Origin of the sequence: Vibrio chagasii, from assembly GCF_002954585.1 — a bacterium.
GTDB classification, from domain to species: domain Bacteria; phylum Pseudomonadota; class Gammaproteobacteria; order Enterobacterales; family Vibrionaceae; genus Vibrio; species Vibrio chagasii_A.
In genome coordinates this window covers 571525-592671 of the sequence record NZ_MSCI01000001.1, presented here as the reverse complement: position 1 = coordinate 592671, position 21147 = coordinate 571525, and the positions used below count along the sequence as shown (strand labels likewise).

Annotated in this window: 18 protein-coding genes and 1 pseudogene; 14 read left to right on the top strand and 5 right to left on the bottom strand. The window is 43.4% G+C overall.

Annotated features, from left to right (window positions below; all coding sequences use genetic code 11):
- Nucleotides 1–42 precede the first annotated feature (42 nt).
- From BTO10_RS02865 to BTO10_RS02850, 4 genes and pseudogenes are all read left to right on the top strand, one after another.
- Nucleotides 43–888, top strand: a pseudogene (locus BTO10_RS02865) (helix-turn-helix transcriptional regulator).
- Between the two features lie 194 nt (nt 889–1082).
- Nucleotides 1083–2267: an amino acid aminotransferase gene (locus BTO10_RS02860; protein WP_105023511.1), complete on the top strand. Its 1185-nt coding sequence runs from the start codon at nt 1083–1085 to the stop codon at nt 2265–2267.
- Between the two features lie 14 nt (nt 2268–2281).
- Nucleotides 2282–2968: a putative ATP-dependent zinc protease gene (locus BTO10_RS02855; RefSeq protein ID WP_004739168.1), complete on the top strand. Its 687-nt coding sequence runs from the start codon at nt 2282–2284 to the stop codon at nt 2966–2968.
- A gap of 275 nt (nt 2969–3243) precedes the next feature.
- A complete protein-coding gene (locus BTO10_RS02850; RefSeq protein ID WP_105023510.1) occupies nt 3244–4851 on the top strand; it encodes an ABC-F family ATPase in 1608 nt (535 codons plus the stop codon).
- 79 nt (nt 4852–4930) lie between these two features.
- On the opposite strand, the gene BTO10_RS02845 is transcribed toward BTO10_RS02850, so the two are convergent.
- The 3 genes from BTO10_RS02845 to BTO10_RS02835 all read right to left on the bottom strand — a co-directional run bounded on the left by BTO10_RS02845 (nt 4931) and on the right by BTO10_RS02835 (nt 8125).
- Nucleotides 4931–6733, bottom strand: coding sequence for a methyl-accepting chemotaxis protein (locus tag BTO10_RS02845; protein ID WP_258096971.1), 1803 nt, complete (start codon nt 6731–6733; stop codon nt 4931–4933).
- Between the two features lie 391 nt (nt 6734–7124).
- On the bottom strand, nt 7125–7649 hold the full coding sequence (locus BTO10_RS02840) for a hypothetical protein (RefSeq protein WP_105023508.1): 525 nt from the start codon (nt 7647–7649) through the stop codon (nt 7125–7127).
- 98 nt (nt 7650–7747) lie between these two features.
- Nucleotides 7748–8125: a YgiW/YdeI family stress tolerance OB fold protein gene (locus tag BTO10_RS02835; protein ID WP_105023507.1), complete on the bottom strand. Its 378-nt coding sequence runs from the start codon at nt 8123–8125 to the stop codon at nt 7748–7750.
- Between the two features lie 196 nt (nt 8126–8321).
- On the opposite strand from BTO10_RS02835, the gene BTO10_RS02830 reads away from it, so the two are divergent.
- The 4 genes from BTO10_RS02830 to modC are packed head-to-tail and all read left to right on the top strand — an operon-like array spanning nt 8322 to nt 12387.
- Nucleotides 8322–9821, top strand: coding sequence for a cobyric acid synthase (locus tag BTO10_RS02830; RefSeq protein ID WP_105023506.1), 1500 nt, complete (start codon nt 8322–8324; stop codon nt 9819–9821).
- Between the two features lie 5 nt (nt 9822–9826).
- Nucleotides 9827–10585: a molybdate ABC transporter substrate-binding protein gene (modA, locus tag BTO10_RS02825; RefSeq protein WP_105023505.1), complete on the top strand. Its 759-nt coding sequence runs from the start codon at nt 9827–9829 to the stop codon at nt 10583–10585.
- Entirely contained in the window at nt 10586–11284 is a 699-nt protein-coding gene (gene modB, locus BTO10_RS02820) for a molybdate ABC transporter permease subunit (protein WP_105023504.1), read from the top strand.
- Nucleotides 11281–12387, top strand: coding sequence for a molybdenum ABC transporter ATP-binding protein ModC (gene modC / locus BTO10_RS02815; RefSeq protein WP_105023503.1), 1107 nt, complete (start codon nt 11281–11283; stop codon nt 12385–12387). Before modB ends, modC begins: the two co-directional genes overlap by 4 nt.
- Nucleotides 12388–12665: 278 nt before the next feature.
- Here the strand turns inward: modC and BTO10_RS02810 are convergent, their stop codons facing one another.
- Entirely contained in the window at nt 12666–13103 is a 438-nt protein-coding gene (locus BTO10_RS02810; protein ID WP_004739154.1) for a DUF3069 domain-containing protein, read from the bottom strand.
- Between the two features lie 152 nt (nt 13104–13255).
- On the opposite strand from BTO10_RS02810, the gene BTO10_RS02805 reads away from it, so the two are divergent.
- On the top strand, nt 13256–14206 hold the full coding sequence (locus BTO10_RS02805) for a diguanylate cyclase (RefSeq protein ID WP_004739152.1): 951 nt from the start codon (nt 13256–13258) through the stop codon (nt 14204–14206).
- 78 nt (nt 14207–14284) lie between these two features.
- Nucleotides 14285–15295, top strand: a complete 1011-nt coding sequence (locus BTO10_RS02800; RefSeq protein WP_105023502.1) for a Solitary outer membrane autotransporter beta-barrel domain — start codon at nt 14285–14287, stop codon at nt 15293–15295.
- 92 nt (nt 15296–15387) lie between these two features.
- On the opposite strand, the gene BTO10_RS02795 is transcribed toward BTO10_RS02800, so the two are convergent.
- On the bottom strand, nt 15388–16629 hold the full coding sequence (locus BTO10_RS02795; protein WP_105023501.1) for a GGDEF domain-containing protein: 1242 nt from the start codon (nt 16627–16629) through the stop codon (nt 15388–15390).
- Nucleotides 16630–17019: 390 nt separating this feature from the next.
- Here BTO10_RS02795 and BTO10_RS02790 point away from each other — a divergent pair, with 390 nt between their 5' ends.
- The 4 genes from BTO10_RS02790 to pntB all read left to right on the top strand — a co-directional run bounded on the left by BTO10_RS02790 (nt 17020) and on the right by pntB (nt 21053).
- Nucleotides 17020–17388: a late competence development ComFB family protein gene (locus BTO10_RS02790; RefSeq protein ID WP_105023500.1), complete on the top strand. Its 369-nt coding sequence runs from the start codon at nt 17020–17022 to the stop codon at nt 17386–17388.
- A 40-nt stretch (nt 17389–17428) separates the two neighbouring features.
- Nucleotides 17429–17710 carry an HlyU family transcriptional regulator gene (locus tag BTO10_RS02785; protein ID WP_105023499.1) on the top strand — a complete coding sequence of 94 codons (282 nt, stop codon included), beginning with the start codon at nt 17429–17431 and terminating at the stop codon, nt 17708–17710.
- 387 nt (nt 17711–18097) lie between these two features.
- The gene (gene pntA / locus BTO10_RS02780; RefSeq protein ID WP_105023498.1) at nt 18098–19645 is read left to right on the top strand and encodes a Re/Si-specific NAD(P)(+) transhydrogenase subunit alpha; all 1548 of its coding nucleotides are present in this window, start codon (nt 18098–18100) and stop codon (nt 19643–19645) included.
- A gap of 10 nt (nt 19646–19655) precedes the next feature.
- Nucleotides 19656–21053, top strand: a complete 1398-nt coding sequence (pntB, locus tag BTO10_RS02775; protein ID WP_004739139.1) for a Re/Si-specific NAD(P)(+) transhydrogenase subunit beta — start codon at nt 19656–19658, stop codon at nt 21051–21053.
- Nucleotides 21054–21147: the final 94 nt, after the last annotated feature.

Below are 21147 nucleotides of genomic sequence, written 5' to 3'. Positions count from 1 at the left end.
TCTACTTTTATGGCTTGGTCACCTAAATGAGCTGGCACCGGAATGAGCGAAAAGCAAGAGCGATACGAGATCTCTGAAAAGACACATCAAGAGTTTGTCGACCAAAGCCATGTTCTGGCATTCGAAGAGCTAGGTATCGTTCAGTGTGGTACGGCATCGTGCCGGGATTTCCTTTCGGTATACCGAAAGAATCAACAGAAACATATGTTGTTTACGGTTAGAGGGAAAGGTTGGTTAGAGAGTAGAGGGTGCCGTTACATCCTAGAGCCGGGCTCTTGCATTACTGTACCATCCTGCATCGAGAATGGTTTTGGTATTGAAGAAGAAACATGGCAGATAGCGTGTATCTTTCTATCGCCGGATAAACACTGGGAGAATATCGTCAGTGATGAAATCAGTTATACACTCTCGCCTGCGGCAGAAGTTGTCTCATCTTGCATACATACTCTGTTGAGAAGCATTGCATTGCCGATTGATTTAGGTGGTGCCATCGCCAATCACAGTGTGGCACAAATAGAGTTTTTGATTAATGCACCGGTCCCTAACCACCAGTCACGAAACCTAGTTCGTTTGAGGCGCGTATTCGACAATGTCCAAAAGCAGCTTCACAAATAATGGAACGTACATGAATTAGCAAACTTGTTTCCTTGTTCAGAGCATCACTTTCATCGCTTATGCCAGCGTTATTATTCTCATAGCCCGATGACACATATCATGCGAATGAGAATGGAGTACGCGGCGCGCTTATTGAAATCGAGCGACTGGTCTATTCAACACATTGGCGAGATCGTTGGGTATCCGAATGCGGCAAACTTCAGTACTCGATTTAAAGCATGGTCGGGAATGACGCCAAGGCACTTCAAACGCGGCGCCACAATTGGGAACTGACTTTTATCTACACTCACTTTTATTAGTGGAAATATTAATAGTTGTTTGATTTTTTGCACGAATTTGCCCGGTAAAATGACCAATCTCTGATTACTTCTGTGAACTCAGTGCTTCTCTTAAAAAATGTTTCTGATTTTACTACGATAATGTTAACGTGAAGTTCATTACTTGAATTTCAAAGGGTTGTGACTTTCATGTTTTCACATCTACCAAAACCAACTTTAGATCCAATTCTATCTCTTTCTGTTGCTTACCGCGGCGATACTCGCACTGACAAAGTCGATTTAGGCATTGGCGTTTATAAAAACGACCAAGGCGAAACACCTATCATGAAAGCCGTATCTATGGCTCAAGATATCGTTGTTGAAACACAGAAAACGAAAGCTTACGTTGGCCTAGCGGGCTGTGAAGAGTTTAACCAAAGCATGGTTGATCTGCTGCTTAAAGGGACTTCTGCAATGGATCGTGTTGCTGCGATTCAAACACCAGGTGCAAGTGGGGCACTTCGAATGTTGGGTGACTTAATGAAAGTTTCTCAACCAGACACTACAGTTTGGATTTCAAACCCAAGCTATGTGAACCACAAACCTGTGATGGAAGCGGCAGGCTTAAAAGTTCGATACTACAATTACTTCAGTCCTGAAACGAAGCAAGTTGATACTGCAAGAATGTTAGATGACCTATCGAAAGCGGGTCCATCAGACGTGGTACTACTGCACGGTTGCTGTCATAACCCAACGGGTGCTGATATCGACTTTGGAGCGTGGCAGGAAATCACGAAATTGTCGCAGAAAAATGGTTTCTTACCATTCGTTGATATTGCTTACCAAGGCTTTGGTGACGGCCTAGAAGAAGATGCAAAAGGTCTTCAATACATGGCGAACAACGTGGAAGAGATGTTAATTACTACCTCTTGCTCAAAGAATTTCGGCTTGTACCGTGAAAGAACGGGCGCTGCGATTGTGATTGGTAAAAACAGTGAACATGTTGGTAATGCGAAAGGTAAGTTACTGACGCTTGCTCGCTCAACTTACACTATGCCGCCAGATCACGGTGCGGCGTTGGTTAAAACAATTCTTCAGAATCAAGATCTAACAACGATTTGGAAGCAAGAATTGAGTGAAATGCAGCAACGTTTGTTAAATCTGCGCCAAAGTTTATGTGATGAATTGCGAAATACTTATAACACGTCACAATTTGATTTCATTGAAAGTCATAAAGGTATGTTTACTGTACTAGGCTTTAAAGAAATTCAAATGAATCAATTACGTGAAGAATATGGCATCTACGGTGTTGGTGATGGACGCATCAATATTGCAGGTCTTTCTGAATCCCACATTCCTTACGTAGCGAAAGCGATAGCCAACGTATCAAAATAATAGAAGGTGACTGAATGTATAATTGGAAAGCGATTATAACCCTAATGTTAAGTGGCGGCTTGTTTGCTTGTACAACCACGACTCAGGTACCGGTTGAACCAGAGCAAAAGCCTCAGATCGAACAACCAGTTGTTGACGATTCTTCTAAGACAGACGCAACTGAAGGCGACAAAGTAACGGAACCTACCGAGAAGCCTGAAGAAGTAAAACCAACTGAACCAGAAGCGAAACCAAAGCCTGAAGAAAAACCGGCAGCAAAACCAACCAAAACCAGTGACGGTAAACTGATCCTTGGTGAAGAAGAGTGGGTATTTGTTCCTGGCTTGAAAGAGGCGTTTAAAGCGCGTGTAGATACCGGTGCAACGACATCTTCAATCAGTGCTGTGGATATCGTAGAGTTTGAACGTGACGGTAAAGATTGGGTTAAGTTTAAAATCGCGCACGATGGCATCACAACAGAAGAGATCAGTCTACCTGTAGAGCGTTGGGTTAAGATCAAGCAATCGAGTGCTGAAGGCACACAACGTCGTGCAGTGGTTGTCGCTTCGATCCAAATTGGTGATCTAAAAGACAAAACTGAATTTACTCTAGCGGACCGAACGCACCTTTCTTTCCCACTTCTGCTAGGAAGAAGCTTCTTTAGAGATGTGGCGGTTGTCGACGTAAGTCAGAAATACGTTCAGAAGAAAGTGACTAAATAGTTTCAGAGCTACTCTGACACGTTAACTTTCTAATAATCGAATCCCTGCTAATTGAATTAGCGGGGATTTTTTCATTTTTACGACCGTGATTTAGGTAAATACCGATAATTCGTCTTTGTAAGTGAACCGTTCACTGTTTAGCCTCGACAATGTGATCCTGATCTCTATATAATCCGCGCTTCATTTTCGTTTAACCCATACTTTCGTAGTCCTTATTTAGGTTTATCCAACTGCCTAATAATTATCTATCCAGTACACGCTTAGGAATTACTTCTTTGATATCTACCGCGAACATCACAATGCAATTTGGCGCAGAGCCTTTGTTTGAAAACATCTCAGCTAAATTTGGTAACGGCAATCGCTATGGTCTGATTGGCGCCAATGGTTGCGGCAAATCGACGTTCATGAAAATCCTAAGTGGTGCGCTAGCACCGAGCTCGGGCAACGTTTCAATCACTCCTGGAGAAAAACTGGGCGTATTGAGCCAAGATCAGTTCGCTTTTGAGCAGCACAGCGTAATTGACGTTGTGATCATGGGCGACAGAAAGTTATGGGAAGTAAAACAAGAGCGTGACCGTATTTACTCTTTGCCTGAAATGAGCGAAGAAGACGGTATGAAAGTGGCAGAGCTTGAAAGCGAATTCGCAGAAATGGATGGCTATACAGCGGAAAGTCGTGCTGGCGATATTCTTATCCAAGCGGGTATCGAAGAAGAGCTACACTTTGGCCTGATGCAGCAAGTTGCTCCGGGTTGGAAACTGCGTGTGCTTTTGGCACAAGCGCTGTTCGCGAATCCAGATATTCTGTTACTTGATGAACCAACCAACAACTTGGATATTCACACCATCAACTGGCTTGCTGAAGAGCTAAACCAGCGTAAATGTACAATGATCATCATTTCGCACGATAGACACTTCCTGAACTCTGTATGTACACACATGGCGGACATCGATTACGGTGAACTGCGTATCTATTCAGGTAACTACGAGTACTTCCTAGAAGCATCAGGTTTACGTCGTGAACAACTTCTGGCTTCCAACGCGAAGAAGACAGCCGAAATCAACGAGCTGCAAGACTTCGTGAACCGTTTCGGTGCCAATGCATCGAAAGCGAAGCAAGCGAGTTCTCGTGCTAAGAAGATGGAAAAGATCACTCTTGATGAAGTGAAGTCTTCGAGCCGCATGAGCCCGTCGATTAACTTCGGCGAAGGTAAGAAGCTACACCGCCAAGCGCTCGAACTTCAAGAGCTAGGCCACGGTTTCGAAGGTGAAACGTTATTTGCTGGTGGTAACTTGTTACTTGAAGCGGGTACACGCCTTGCGGTTATTGGTGAGAACGGTGTGGGTAAAACTACCTTACTACGTTGTTTAGTCGGTGAACTTGAGCAAAACCAAGGCATCGTAAAATGGTCTGAAAACGCATCCGTTGGTTACTGCCCACAAGATAGCAGTGCAGACTTTGATAACGACCTGAGCATTTTCGATTGGATCTCACAGTGGCGTACAGCGAAGCATGATGACTTAATGGTACGTGGCATTCTTGGTCGTCTATTGTTTACTGCTGACGATGCAAACAAGAAAGCGCGTAACTGTTCTGGTGGAGAAAAGAACCGCCTGTTATTTGGCAAGTTAATGATGCAAGACATTAACGTGCTTGTGATGGACGAACCAACGAACCACATGGATATGGAAGCGATCCAAGCGCTCAACGACGCACTTAAGGTATACCCGGGGACGCTTATCTTTGTGAGTCACGACCGTGAATTTGTATCTTCACTTGCGACACACATTATTGATGTGAAAGACCAGCAACTAGTGAGTTTCCAAGGTACCTATGAAGAGTACTTGGATCATCAGAAAAAGATGTTGATGGTTAACTTGTAATCATCACTAGATGTAAATAGCCCCGAGCACGGTTGTGGTCGGGGCTTTTTCTTAGAAGAACAAAAACTCCAAGACGTTGTTAGTACTTGAATAGCTGAACTTGAGCATTCAATTGTTGGGCGATGCCACGTAATTCTTCTGAAAGGTGAAGCGAGTTATCGGCTTCCGTCGACATCTTGTCTGACACATCATTAACTAATTGGATGTTTTTGCTTACCTCACCAGTCACGGTTCTTTGCTCAGATGCCGCATTCGAGATGTGTGACGCCATATCAGAGATCTGCTGGATCGATGTTGCGATCTCTTCAAGCGCTGTGGTGGCATTGTTCGTATCATCAACACTAGATTGAGCTAAGTCTTGGCTGCGTTGCATCGACTCAACAGCACTCACGCTGTTTTTCTGTAGAGTCTCGATCATTTCACGAATCTCATCGGTTGAGCTGTGAGTTCGTTGAGACAGTACTCGAACCTCGTCGGCAACAACGGCGAAACCACGACCTTGTTCACCGGCACGTGCCGCTTCTATTGCTGCGTTAAGTGCAAGTAGGTTAGTTTGTTCAGCGATGTCAGAGAGCGTCGAGAGGATCGCATTGATGTCTAATGCATTCTTTTCAAGCTCTTGAATAATGCCCGACGCGTTTTCTACTTGCTGTGCAAGGTTAGTGATTGAATCTTGGTTGCGGATAATCACTTGTTTGCCTTGCTCGCAGTTCTCAGTAGAGCTGATCGCCGAATCTGCCGTCATTTGTGCGTTGTTTGCCACTTCTTCTGCCGTTGCCGACATTTCGTGTACTGCAGTCGCAATTTGCGAGATCTCATGCAATTGAACCGTTAGGCCATCGCTCGTTTGGCGTGCAACATTGGTACTGACTTCAGATTGCTCGTTCAACTGGCTCGAAGAGTCTGCGATATCACGAACAATTTCTTGTAGTTTGGCGATGAAGGCATTGACGTGATGAGCCAGTGTACCGATCTCGTCTTTGGTGTTTACCGAGATACACTGTGTTAGATCACCATCGCCTTTAGATAGAGCTTCAGATAGAGCCTCCATTGCCGAGCTGAGCGTTGTTAGTGCCTTTTTGATGATAAACATTGCCACGAATGCAATAACGGCAAGCTGAATCAGGCCAAAGATAGCCGATTGACGCAGCAAAGAGCGGTAAGAGGCAAATGATTGGGTTTTATCGATTACGACAGTGAAGTACCAATCGGTATGAGGAACTTTCTTCGCTGAAAGTAGGGACTCTTCGCCATCGATGCTGATTTCTTCGAAACCTGGATCTTGAGACAACGATTTGATCTTGCTCGCTGAAAGGTTTGGTGAAACGTTAGCAACCGATTTAAGTGTTAGATTACGGTCCCTATGAGCAACAATCTTGCCACTGCCATCTACAAGGAATGCGTAAACACCAGGTTGTTCAATACTTACCACGTCGTTGATCAAAGTATTTAGGTTAAGATCCGCGCCGATGACACCTGAGTACCCACTCGTGTTGAATGGGCTTGCAATGGTCACAACTAGGTCATTGGTTGCCACGCCTAAATAAGGTTCTGTTACGACCGTTTTGCCAGTAGACATAGGTACTTTGTACCAATCTCGAGTTCGAGGGTCGTAGCCTTCAGGTACATGTAAATGAACGCCTTGTAGGAAACGACCATCGGAAAGACCAGCGTAAGCAATTTGGAATCGACCTGCGTTCGTACTCTGCGTGAAATAGGTGAATGGGTTATCTGTGTATTTGAACGCATTTTTCGCTGCGTTTACGACATTGATACGTCCCTCAATCCACTTTTCACTGCCTGCGACATTCGTATCGGTCAGTGTGGAAGAGTACTGTTGAATAGAGCGGTAAGTCTCATTTAACAGTTGTTTGCCAGTCATATAATTTTGGATCATTGTCATTGCGAAAATAATCACAACAAATATTAATGTAAGTTTGTTCTTGATTGAAATGCTGTTAACACCCATTTACGGTACTTCACTCTATTAATTTTTTGGAGAGAGTGTCAGTACGCCGTACTATCGTAAAGTTGTTTTATCAGTTAGCTTTTATTAATAAATTGCTAATATAAAAAGTAACTAAAACAAGTAATTGGCAATCTAGTAAATTGAATAGATCGATGGACGTTATTCAAGTGTCGTTGAGCAAAAATCTTGAGGGCTTAGGATAGGGGAAATCTGTTAATTGACTGATTTATATGATGAATAAAGCCGACTTTAGGAAGTCGGCTTTGAAATTAGTTTAGTTGTTTTGGTCAACGCTTTTAAAGGTCTAGAAACCGAATCGAGCTGACATTAACAACTGATGACCGTAAGTACCATTATTACGCATGTCCAAACCTACAGAAAGTTGATCTGTTGAATGGAAACGAGCGCCAATACCTACGATTGAGCGAGTGTCGTCATTGTCAATCAGTTGACCAAGGCGTGCATTGACTTCAACGTTTGCCATTAACCAAGCTCTTAAACCTAGGTTAATCTCGGTTTTGATATGGTTGTCGTCATTACGTTCAATGTTGTGCAGAAGCATTTGTCCGGTCACATCAGCAAATTGACTAATAGGGCCATTAAATCCCATACCGACAGCTGCATCCCAATCACTTTCGAATTCTGAATCGATACGTGTAACAAAGTGTGAGTTCTGAGTAAACATGGTTGTTACTTCACCACCGAAGGTACTAGGGCTGGTACCCATGCGCAGCTCGAATGTGTTGTAGTTAAAGTTGTTTGCAGACGCAGAGAATGAACACAGTGCAGCTAGTCCTAAAAGGACAGTCTTGTTAGTGCAACCTAGCATGGTGACTCCATATAAATGTATTTTGCGGCAGTATAATACAAAAAAGCCTGCAATATGCAGGCCAATTTATTTGAAGTCGTTAGTTTTATATTTGTCGCTTATAGAACTTGGATGTGGTCAACCTCGATTTCCGGTGTTTTGCCACCTTCGTACTCACCGAAGATACGTACTTTGGTATCTGCTGTTAACGGTTGTGCTAGACGGATATCGTCGTCCAGTTCAATTTGAATCTCGCTCTGGCCATCAGAGAAGATGAAGGTATCGTTCTTAAGCTGACGAACAATCTTACCGTCTACAATTGCGTCTTGCTCGGAAAACATGCTTGTGTCTGCAAGTAGGGTCGCAACAGAAACAGTTTCAATAGGTCCTGTGTAAGCAATAGAGCTCTCGTGCTTATTGTCTTTGTGGTCACCAGCCATTGCGAAAGTTGGAGCAAGGATAATAGTGGTTGCGATAGCTAATACAGTTTTTTTCATGGTGAATCCCTTAATGTTGTTTGTTAGTTGAAACGTTTTGTTTCGATGAGGCTATTAAACAACACTCGGTTTGAATCTAGAGTGAGTAACACATTCATTTTCCATTCATTTTATTGAGCATCTAGTCGTCAATGACGTTAAGATGGTGCAAGAGAAGTATTGCCTGCGGGCTGAGAAATTAAGGATTTAAGTACGAATGCGAGCACCATTAAACGCCCTTATGGTTCAAGGAACCACATCAGATGCCGGAAAAAGTGTATTGGTGGCAGGTTTATGCCGTGTTTTGGCCAGGAAGGGAATTAAGGTGGCACCGTTCAAGCCACAGAATATGGCTTTAAATAGTGCAGTGACTAAAGACGGAGGGGAAATTGGCCGTGCTCAAGCTGTTCAGGCTCAAGCATGTAACATCGAACCTTCGGTTCACATGAACCCTGTATTGCTTAAACCCAACTCAGACACCGGTGCTCAAGTTATTCTGCAAGGCCGAGCATTAAGTAATATGGAGGCTACGGGCTACCATGATTACAAGAAAGTGGCGATGAATACGGTTATTGATTCATTTGACCGACTTTTAGAAGAATACGATAGCGTGATGATTGAAGGTGCCGGAAGCCCTGCTGAAATTAACCTTCGTGAGAATGACATCGCGAACATGGGGTTTGCGGAAAAGGCAGACATCCCAGTGATCATTGTGGCTGATATTGACCGTGGTGGCGTGTTTGCACATCTGTATGGCACATTAGCTCTGTTATCTGAATCTGAACAAGCTCGTGTAAAAGGGTTTGTGATTAACCGTTTCAGAGGCGATATTGCTCTGCTTCAGTCCGGCCTTGATTGGCTCGAAGAGAAAACAGGCAAGCCTGTGATTGGTGTGTTGCCATATTTGCATGGTTTCAATTTAGAAGCTGAAGATGCCATTACCTCAGCCCAAGAGTCCTATGGAGAGGCCAAGCTTAAGGTCGTGGTACCTGTCCTTACACGGATCAGCAACCACACTGACTTTGACGCGTTAAGGTTAAATCCTTCTATTGATCTTCGCTATGTGGGTAAAGGCGAGCGTTTAAGCAACGCTGATTTGATTATTTTGCCTGGCACTAAGTCTGTAAGAGCCGATTTAGACTACTTGAAGCAACAAGGCTGGGATAAAGATATTCAACGTAACCTGCGTTTAGGTGGCAAAGTGATGGGGATATGTGGTGGTTACCAGATGCTTGGGAATCTGATCCACGATCCTGATGGTGTGGAAGGCGAACCGGGCAGCAGTGAAGGGTTAGGGTACCTTGATGTTGAAACCACGTTAACGCAGCAGAAAACGTTAACTAACGTGTTTGGCACGTTAAACTTAAATGGAAAGTCGTCACCAGTTAAAGGGTATGAAATTCACGTAGGTAGGACTGATGTCAATGAAATGGCATTACCGGTTCAGTTAGAATCTGGCAGCCTTGATGGCGCGATAAACTCAGATAACTCAATATTTGGCACTTACTTGCACGGTGTATTGGATAACAGTGATGCGTTGTCACTGATTTGTGAGTGGGCTGGTGCCAACGAAGTATCAGCGATTGATCACGAACAACTGAAAGAGTTGGGTATTAATAGAATCGCGGACGCCATCGAAGAGCACTTAAATCTTGATTTGCTTTGGCCTGAGCTGAAACAAACTGGTCAAGAAATTAAAAGAACAACAGAGAAGTGAGAGCAATGAAAAAACTAGTCACTCTTTTAGCGGTAGCGTTAACCACCTCATTGAGTTCTGCTCATGCTTTGGCTGCCGAGAAACTACGTGTTTATGCGGCATCGTCTATGACCAATGCGGTTAATCTGTTAGTTGAAGAGTTTGAGAAAAACCATTCTGTTGATGTTATTCCTGTCTATGCCAGCACATCTTCATTGGTACGACAGATCGAAAGAGGTGCTCCAGCTGACATATTTATCTCGGCAAATGAAAAGTGGATGACTCATCTTGTCGATCGAGACTATGTTTCTAGTGACAATGTCACAAATCTATGTGACAACGAACTTGTGCTAATCTCTCCCAAGGAAGATCCAATTTCATTTGATATCTCAAAAGGCGATCAGTGGTCTAAACTTCTTGATAATGAAAGGCTTGCGGTTGGCAACACTATGTCGGTGCCTGCTGGTATCTATGCTAAAGAAGCACTAGAAAAACTGGCTGTTTGGGACGACGTCAAGACTCGTTTAGCGCCAAGTAATAACGTTCGCATGGCATTGGCTTTGGTTGAACGCAATGAAGCTAAGCTCGGTATTGTTTACAAAACCGATGCGCTGTTGTCTAAAGAAGTGAATCTTGTATCGACATTTCCGATGGAGCTGCATACACCAATACGTTACCCTGTAGCGAAAATGAGTGACCAAGCCGTCGCACAAGACTTCTATACTTTCCTTACGAGTGAGAAAGCGAAGGACATTTTGAACAGTTTTGGTTTTGAAGTGCGTTAAATGATGTATCTATCGGAATACGAATACCAAGCTTTGATGCTTAGCTTGAAAGTGGCTGGCTTTGCCATCTTGTGGCTTATCCCAATCGGGATTGGTTTAGCGTGGCTGCTAGCGAAAAAGCAGTTTGTGGGCAAAAGCATTGTTGAAAGCATCGTTCATCTCCCTTTAGTGCTTCCTCCCGTGGTTATTGGCTATTTGTTACTTGTGATGATGGGTAGACAAGGTCTGATAGGAGCATGGCTTAACGACGTGTTCGGTATTGTATTCAGCTTTAGTTGGAAGGGCGCGGCTTTGGCATGTGTCGTCGTCGCTTTACCATTAATGGTGCGCTCAATCCGTTTAAGTTTAGAAACAGTTGATAGTAAGCTTGAGGAAGCGGCAGCTACGTTGGGTGCTTCTCCTGTCAGAGTTTTCTTTACCATCACCTTGCCTTTGATGATCCCTGGGATCATTACCGGAACCATGCTTTCATTTGCGCGAAGCCTTGGGGAGTTTGGTGCGACCATCAGCTTCGTTTCCAATATCCCAGGTGAAACTCAAACCATTCCTCTAGCTATGTATACTTTTATCGAAACTCCAGGAGCTGAAATGGAAGCCGCGCGTTTGTGTGTCATTTCCATTGTGATTGCCTTGGGATCATTGATGCTGTCTGAATGGTTAAACAGAAAGTCGGCACAACGCCTAGGAGGTAACGCATGAGCGCGTTAGTCGTGAAATACCAGCAACAGCTTGGCGAGACTTTCTTTGATATCGACTTAGAACTTCCAAGTAGTGGTATCACAGCGATTTTTGGTCGCTCAGGCGCGGGTAAGACGTCTCTGATTAACGCGATTAGTGGTCTTAAACAGCCGGATAAAGGTTTGATCAGTGTCTCTGGCACAACCCTATTTGATAGCGAGCAAGGCATTAATTTGCCGACGCACAAACGTAATGTAGGCTATGTATTTCAAGAATCACGACTGTTCCCTCATATGAAGGTATCGGCGAATCTTAAATACGGTATTAAAGGCACAGATAAAGTGCATTTTGATCAGATTGTCTCGCTGCTCTCACTAGACTCGTTGTTAGATCGTTATCCGGCGCGTTTGTCGGGCGGTGAGAAGCAACGTGTTGCGATTGGTCGAGCACTCTTGTCTAAACCAAGTATTTTGTTGATGGATGAACCGTTAGCATCTCTTGATTTACCTCGCAAGCGTGAAGTGATGCCGTTTCTGGAGAATCTATCTGAAACGGTTCAAATTCCCATTATTTATGTGACTCATAGTCTTAATGAGATTCTACGCTTGGCTAACCATTTAGTGATTATCGATCAAGGTAAGGTCGTATCATCTGGTGTGACAGAACAGGTATGGGCGTCACGTGCCATGCAGCCATGGCAATCTTTCTCTGAACAAAGCTCATTGTTTGAAGGGAAGCTGGTGGAACATCATGATGATTATTCCTTGTCTCGGTTAACACTCGGAAAGTCCACGTCTTTGTGGGTTCAAAAGGTGTCGAGTGATATTGGAGCGGCTGTGAGGCTCCAGGTTAGGGCAAATGATGTTTCAATTACGCTAGAACAGCCTCAAGGTACATCAATACGTAATATCCTCCCTGTAACGATTAGGAGCGTAGAGACTCACCAACAAGGCACGAATAAGCAAAGTGTCGCGGTAGAGTTAGAGTTGGAATCTGGGTGTTATCTATGGGCAACCATTACTTTGTGGGCGTTGGATGAGCTGAATTTAAAAGTAGGCCAAAATGTATTCGCTCAAATTAAGGGTGTGAGTGTGGCTCAGAGAGACATTGCGGTTACTCACTAATTGACTGTGAAATTTTTAATTCAAGGTACTGTAAAACTCGGTCTTGATTCCATGAATGGAAACATGCGTCATTTTTATACGGTATAACCTCGGTTTTAATCCACACTGTATGAGTGCAAATACGAAGTAGTAGCTCGTCATGATGTATTGAGGGTAAGACATATAAGTAAATATGAGAAAAAGCAGCGGGTATAGAAAAGCCGCTTGTTCAAATCAACAAGCGGCTTGTTCATTACTATCACTGTTTGCCTTCAACCTAATACAGGTCGATGAATCGCTTACTTAGTGAAAACTTCTTTAAAATCACGCTTCAAGATAGCATCACGACGAGCTTTCTTGATTTGTTTAACCATGTCTTTCACACAGTTATGTAGAACTTGGTCTAGTAGTTGAGCGCGGTACTCTTCTTTTTCCTCGTCAGTCATGTCTTCAGGAAGTTTAAGAGTAGGGAACTCTTCCATCACGTTCACGCCAGCGAAAGCTTGGCTAACAGTGATTAGAGCGTGGAATTGCTCGAAGTTGTCCAAAACGTTTTGCGCGCTTGCTGGAAGGCTATCCCAAGCTTCGCGTACTGCTTCTTCAGACACTTCATGAATAGAAGTAACCATAAAGTGCATCTCTTTTGGCACTTCATCAAATTCGATAACTTGACGAAGCTCTGGAGAGATTGTGGTTAAATCGATTTCTTGTTGTTCTGTGTTTGTAGCGTCTGACATAGTATTTCTCTTTAAAAAGAAACAATGCTAAAAAGATCTGTAAAAAAGTCAATATAATATAGAGATTAGGGCATGATTTAAGCCCAAAAATGAGCTACTTTGAATATTCAACACTCAAGAAAGGTGATGCGATGATAGAAAAGGGAGCTTCGATGCGCATATTGCTAGTTGACGATGTTCAGCTAGACAGAATGCAACTTGCCATTCGACTTAAGCAACTAGGTCATATTGTTGAAGCTGTCGGTAGTGGTAAAGAAGCCCTGAACGTTTATTCTGGTTTTGATCCAGAGCTCGTCTTACTTGATATAAGCATGCCTGATATGGACGGATTTGAAGTCGCTAACGAGATCCGTGAACGTTTCCCTGAATGGGTGCCTATTATCTTTTTAAGTGGTCATGAAGAGCCTGCAATGATCGCTAAAGCCATTGATGCTGGTGGGGATGATTATTTAATCAAACCAGTTAACAAGGTAGTGCTTAACTCTAAGTTGATAGCCATGCAGCGTATCGCGCACATGAGGCGAGAATTAAAGCAAAGTACTGCCAAGCTCGAAGAACTTAATATACTTCTGCAACAACAAGCCAACGAAGATGGCCTAACCAAGTTATATAACCGTCGATATATGGATACCAAGCTTGAGGAGAGCATAGCGTGGCACGGAAGACGTAATATATCCATGACGGTCATCCTTCTCGATGTAGACTTCTTTAAGCCATACAATGATAATTACGGCCATATTCAAGGGGATCAGTGTCTTCAGGGCCTTGCCAATACTTTGAAGGTGCTATTTGTAAGGGCTGGAGAGTATGTAGGTCGTTACGGCGGTGAAGAGTTCGTGCTTATCCTCAGTGACACTGACAGCGATGCCGCTGAGCAGCAGGCGATTCGAATTAAAGAAGCGCTTTATGACATGAATTATGTACATGAATACTCGAACATCTCTGATAGAGTGACAGCGTCACAAGGTGTGTTGTCATTCGTGCCTAGTGGCGAAGAATCGTTAGCGTCAATCTATGAAAAGGTTGATCAAGCGCTCTATCAAGCTAAGCAAAGCGGAAGAAATACCTACATACAGCGCAATATTTTAGAGCATCCACGATAGCTGAAGCGCTCTTTTAGTAATTTGAATTTATAATCCTAGTATCGTTTGAACTAGGAAGTGTTTTAAGTGATAAACGACATGCCACAATCAAAGTCATTCTCTATGGCTAATTCATGTTGGACACTGGTTGTCCCTGTGCTTTGTTTGATTCCCCCTCCTACGGTTTCAGCCAATGTGTTGTCAGATGCATTTCGCAAGGAGCTAGAGCAGCGTTTTGCCACCAGTGTATTACTCAACGATACCGATGTTTTTACTTTTGGTATTAATAACTTCGATCCAAATGAAGTTTTCAGTTTAGACAATGAAGATATTGGCTCTAATGATTCGGTAAGTCGTCGTCAAAACATTACATCTCTCAGCCTACCTTACACCTTAGAGCAGCCCAACTACATTGAAGACAACCATCAAGAGATTACGTTGCGCTTATCAGCATTGCGTATCGAGAATGACGTTGAATATGCAGCGACGATAAAAAGCGATTATCAAAAAGAGTCTGTGGTTTCTGGTTATGTCGAGTTTGCTAATGTCTCTCAATTAAATGAGGACTGGAGCTTTCATTCCGGTATTGGTAATCATATCTCGTATTATCGCAACGACTTTGAATACCGCTCGTCATTACTTGAGCCTATTCAGGACCAATTGGATGGGCTTTATTACAATACTGATGCATGGGCCTATATCATAGAGCCGAAAATTAAGCTGACTTTTGAAGATAAAAATCATTGGGGTAGATACAAACTGAGTACCAGTTGGCACTATTTTAATGGTGTTGGTTGGGGAGAAGCTAACAACGGCGATATAGGGAACCCGGAAGGTTGGTATATCGCTAACGAAGCTAAGATTTTCTACGATCTCGTGCGTTGGGATAAAAATATTACATCGATGTATTCGAGTACTAGAAGAATTGATATCGGTGGAGACACCGTGGAGTCGATGGGGACGACCTCGTATTATGAGGGCAGTGTAGGTTGGTTGCTGAACTCTAACTTGTTCAATGAATGGGTTGATAATGTAGGCATCGGTTTTACGATCAACTACGGGAGTAGCTTAAAAGGCGGTAGCCTCGTTTTGTTCTTCAACCAAGATTAAGGCTGGTTGCTTGATCTTTAAAAACGATTAGCGTTAAGCACCAAATAACCGATTAATCAAAGCCAAGCATGCATAGAGCTTGGCTTTGTTTTTTAGCTATGGATACAGAGTTTGTTGCGGCCTGTCTTTTTAGCTTTGTACAATGCTTGATCGGCAAGCTTCAATACTTCTTCAGGGTGTTTTGTGGTTGTGCTGTCTGCCAATCCTATGCTCACCGATACGTTAACAACTTCAGCCGATTGTCCGTTTTTCCCACGCTTTTTAATTCCTTCATCATGGTTATCTGGTCGTTCCTTAGCATTACGGATCGTCATATCGTAGTTGTGTACTTCAGAGACAAGTGTTTGTAGGTGCTCTTCTACTTGTTCTGCATGCTTACCTTTGAAAATGATTGTGAACTCTTCACCACCGTAACGATAAGCGCGAGCGCCGCCAGTGGTCTCTTTCAAAATACTGGCTACAAGCTTTAACACATCATCACCAATATCATGGCCATAGGTATCGTTAAATTTTTTAAAGTGGTCAATATCGACCATTGCCATTGAATACTTGCGCCCTAAATGCTTCATATCGACTTCTAGTGCGTGTCGACCGGGGATATTCGTCAATTGGTCATTGAATGCCATATCATGGCTAGCAGACATCACATAGATAATGATTAAGGTGCCAGATAATGAAAACATGGTACTTGATATGTACTGTACATCGAAAAAGATGAAGGTGCTGGAAGCCAACAAAATTGCACTGTAGACAACGACGTCTATAGAGCGATTGTAAACCAACACCAAAATCGCTGTTAAGCCGACTAGGCAAAGGCTGTACAACACCAACACAAAAGGCAGTTTGGAAAAGCCCCTAACGGTAAACAGTAGCCCTTCACTCCATGATTCAAAACCTCCGGCATGGAAATGAGAAACGATCAGCTGCGCCCATATCATAAATAGGACTAAAACGAGCGCGTATAAGAACATCGACTTGGAATTTACACCGGTATCGGGGAAGGCATACACAAGCAAGCAAGTAACGGGCACTAAGGCGGCTAATAGAGAGAGCTCTAATAATGTGGTTCCTGTGCTTAAAGGGGTTTGTAGGCGGACTTGTATAACAAGATAGGCAACAAGCATAGTGACAGAAACCATCGCCATGCGCCCTTGTCTGAACGTGTGGCACAGCAATACGGCTACACTCAATAGAATGTATGGCAGGTTGCTAGCAAACCCTAAGTTTGAATCCGTCACCAGTATGACGTTGTTCATGCCTGCAAGTAATATTGCTAGGAGAAATAAGGGGAAGCAAAATCGAAACATGCTCGACGTTACAAAAGAAGATGCCATTTACGTGGTGAGCCTAACTATAATGATGATCTTGTTAATTAATACTGTACGTAGGATACGGTTAAATAAGCGATTGCCAAGCATTTTGCTTAATTGAGAGCGAAAACATGGTCATAAGTCGCTTTTGGTGCAACTATGTTTATATGTGTTTGAGTTGCTATTAACCGCAGAACGAACTACACAGTATATATGAGAAATTAATTAGTCGTTATAGATACTTAACAAAACCGAGTTTGTTAATTGGCGCCCAGTATATTGGGTTATAAAACGGTGTAATATTTGCGTTAAAAATGAACGTTAGAGTGTTTTCTATGGTTAGAAACACTTATATCAATGCCGCTCAATAACTTGAGTTTTAACGTTACATTGGACTATGAATGGAGGTGTAGTATGCAAATTAGTGTGGATGTACATAACTATATGGAAACGCTGGTGGGGCAAGTTTTAGCCACTGAAGAGTATGTGTCTAGTTATACTAGTGAGCAACTGGCTGATCTCGCATGTTTAGCACTAGGGCAGCTAAAACCCATCTATATTCGGTTCGATATTGATTTTCTTTCCGCGTTACCTGAAGACAAACTCGTTCTGTACAAAAGAAATAGTGAGATCGCGGTCAAAAATGCAGAAAGTATGATTATTGACGATAGAAGACGCGATCGTAACGACAATATGCCGATCATATTTAGTCAACACAATTTTGATGAAGACGTAGAGTTGCAATGGTATGAAAAGCCATTGTTGGATCCTAAACAGTCGTGATAGGTTAGTCGTAGTACCATCATTGAAGGAGTAAAAAAACGTGGGATTCTTTTCTAGATTATTTGGTGGCAAAGAAAAAACCGAACAAAAAGTAGAGATTGAGCCAGTCGAATATAAGGGTTTCAATATCTATCAAGATGCCATTGCTGAATCTGGTCAATACCGTGTTGCTGGGCGTATTGAGAAAGAAATTGACTGTGAACTTAAAACGCATCGTTTCATTCGTTCAGACGTTGTTTCAAACAAAGAAGACGCCAACGAATTGATGCTCAAGAAATCGCAAATGTTCATCGACCAAATGGGTGACAGCATATTTAGCTAACCAATTAGGGTTAGAATTGACGCTAGTCATAATTTAGAGAGCTTTCAGTGTATATGCTGAAAGCTCTTTTTAGTTTTAGGGGCAAAGAACAGCTAGTCGGTTGTTATTAAAAGGATTATTAGCAAGTGGTTTGACCTCTTTATTCGAGGCGTGCATCATTTAACTCAAATAACAGCTCAAAATCCATCCAAATCGTTATAAGTAATAACTTTTTCTGTTCTTTGAACAAAACGCTTGAAGTATTAGTTGTCGTTAGATACAAACGAATAAGTCATGTGCCAATAGTTAAAGAGTAGTTATGCAAATTGGTGTATCCAATGGCTGCGATCTCTTTAACTGGTCTTTAGTAAGAATAATAATCACAAATTGATACACAAGGAGTCTAATTTGTTGATAGGTGTACCAAGAGAAACGCTCGCGGGTGAAACGCGAGTCGCTGCATCGCCGAAATCGGTCGAACAGCTTCTAAAATTAGGATTTGAAGTTTGTGTTGAATCACAAGCAGGTGCGCTAGCAAGTTTTGAGGATTCAGCTTATGAAGAAGCTGGAGCAAAGGTTGTAAGTGCAGATGAAGCTTGGAAATCCGATATTGTCTTTAAAGTTAACGCTCCAATCGTTGACGATACTCAAAATGAAATAGACCTACTTAAAGATGGCGCAACATTGGTCAGCTTTATTTGGCCTGCTCAAAACCCTGAATTAATGGAACATCTGTCGAGCCGAAACATCAATGTGATGGCGATGGATTCTGTACCTCGTATTTCAAGAGCTCAAGCACTCGATGCGTTAAGTTCTATGGCAAACATCGCGGGTTACCGTGCAGTGGTTGAAGCTGCGCATGAATTTGGTCGATTCTTCACTGGTCAAATTACAGCGGCAGGTAAAGTTCCACCAGCGAAAGTACTGGTTGCGGGTGCCGGCGTTGCAGGTTTGGCGGCTATTGGTGCTGCAGGTAGCCTGGGTGCAATTGTTCGTTCATTCGACGTTCGTCCTGAAGTAAAAGAGCAAGTAGAGTCGATGGGCGCTGAATTCTTGGAAGTGGATTTCCAGGAAGATACGGGTGCTGGTGATGGCTACGCAAAAGAGATGTCTGACGCGTTTAACAAGAAAGCGGAAGAGCTTTATGCGGCTCAAGCAAAAGACGTTGATATCATTATTACTACCGCACTGATTCCAGGTCGCCCTGCGCCTAAGCTTATCACTAAAGCGATGGTTGATAGCATGAAGCCAGGCAGCGTGATTGTCGACCTTGCAGCCGCGAACGGTGGTAACTGTGAATACACGGTAGCGGATCAAGTGATCACAACGGCTAATGGTGTGAAGGTTGTCGGTTACACTGACATGGTTGGTCGTCTGCCAACTCAATCTTCGCAACTGTACGCGACTAACCTAGTGAACTTACTGAAACTACTTTGTAAAGAGAAAGACGGTAACATCAATATCGACTTTGATGACGTTGTACTTCGCGGTGTAACAGTCGTTAAAGAGGGTGAAGTCACTTGGCCTGCGCCACCAATTCAAGTTTCAGCTCAACCTCAGCAGGCTAAGCCAAAAGCAGCGCAACCTGAGCCAAAAGTTGAAGAGCCAACGTCTCCAGTCAAAAAAGCCGCAGGTATGGCCGTTGCGGTTGGTGCTTTCGCTTGGATTGCGTCGGTAGCGCCTGCTGCGTTCTTATCTCACTTTACCGTTTTCGTTCTTGCTTGTGTGGTGGGTTATTACGTAGTTTGGAATGTAAGCCATTCTCTGCACACGCCTTTGATGTCTGTTACTAATGCGATTTCAGGGATCATTGTGGTAGGTGCTCTATTGCAGATTGGACAAGGCAACGGTGTCGTTACTTTGCTCTCTTTTATTGCCGTGTTAATTGCAAGTATCAATATCTTTGGTGGCTTTACCGTGACCAAACGTATGCTTGAAATGTTCCGTAAAGACTAAGGAGTAATAGATGTCTGAAGGATTAGTACAAGCAGCTTATATTGTTGCTGCAGTATTCTTTATTATGAGCTTGGCTGGACTATCGAAACAGGAATCTGCACGTGCAGGTAACTATTACGGTATCACTGGTATGGTTATCGCATTGATCGCGACGATCTTCGGCCCTCACTCAGCTGGTATTGTTTGGATCATCATTGCAATGGTGATCGGTGGTGGTATTGGTATCCACTACGCACGAAAAGTTGAAATGACGGAAATGCCTGAGCTGGTGGCAATTCTGCACAGCTTCGTTGGTATGGCAGCGGTATTGGTGGGCTACAACAGCTACATCGATCCACCGGCGGCAGTGTCTATCAACCCTGCGGATATTCATGCAGAGCACGTTATTCATTTAGTGGAAGTGTTCCTTGGCGTGTTTATCGGTGCAGTAACCTTTACGGGTTCGATTGTTGCGTTTGGTAAGCTTCGTGGCGTGATTTCTTCATCAGCATTGAACATTCCTCATAAGCATAAATGGAACTTAGCGGCTATCGTGGTTTCTACACTGCTTATGGTCATGTTTGTCAAAGCAGATGGCAGCATGTTCGCACTGATGGTGATGACACTTATCGCGTTCGCATTCGGTTACCACTTAGTGGCATCAATCGGCGGTGCAGATATGCCAGTGGTTGTTTCAATGCTTAACTCTTACTCTGGTTGGGCGGCGGCAGCGGCAGGTTTCATGCTTGCAAATGACTTGCTTATCGTAACGGGTGCATTGGTTGGTTCGTCGGGTGCGATTCTGTCTTACATCATGTGTAAAGCAATGAATCGCTCGTTCATTAGTGTTATCGCTGGTGGCTTTGGTCAGGAAGTTCAAGTGTCTGAAGGCGATGAAGATCAAGGTGAACACCGTGAAACTTCAGCAGAAGACGTAGCTGACATGCTTAAGAACTCTAAGTCAGTAATCATCACTCCTGGATACGGCATGGCAGTAGCTCAAGCTCAGTACCCAGTACACGAAATCACTGAAAAGCTGCGTGCGCAGGGCGTAAATGTTCGATTTGGTATCCACCCAGTAGCGGGTAGGTTACCGGGTCACATGAACGTACTACTCGCTGAGGCAAAAGTACCTTACGATATCGTTCTTGAGATGGACGAAATCAACGATGACTTTGACGAGACAGATACTGTATTGGTTATTGGTGCGAATGACACCGTAAACCCAGCAGCTCTGGAAGATCCAAACAGCCCGATAGCAGGCATGCCAGTACTGGAAGTTTGGAACGCTCAAAACGTTATCGTGTTCAAGCGTTCTATGAATACGGGTTACGCAGGCGTACAAAACCCATTGTTCTTTAAAGAAAATACACAGATGCTGTTTGGCGATGCTAAGCAAAGCTGTCTTGGTATTTTAGAGCACCTCTAATGGTCGCTTGTAAAACCTGACTAAACGAAGGAGCTCAATTGAGTTCCTTTTTTTGTGTCCATTGAGTGAGGGGAAATACTTCAAATGTAGATAG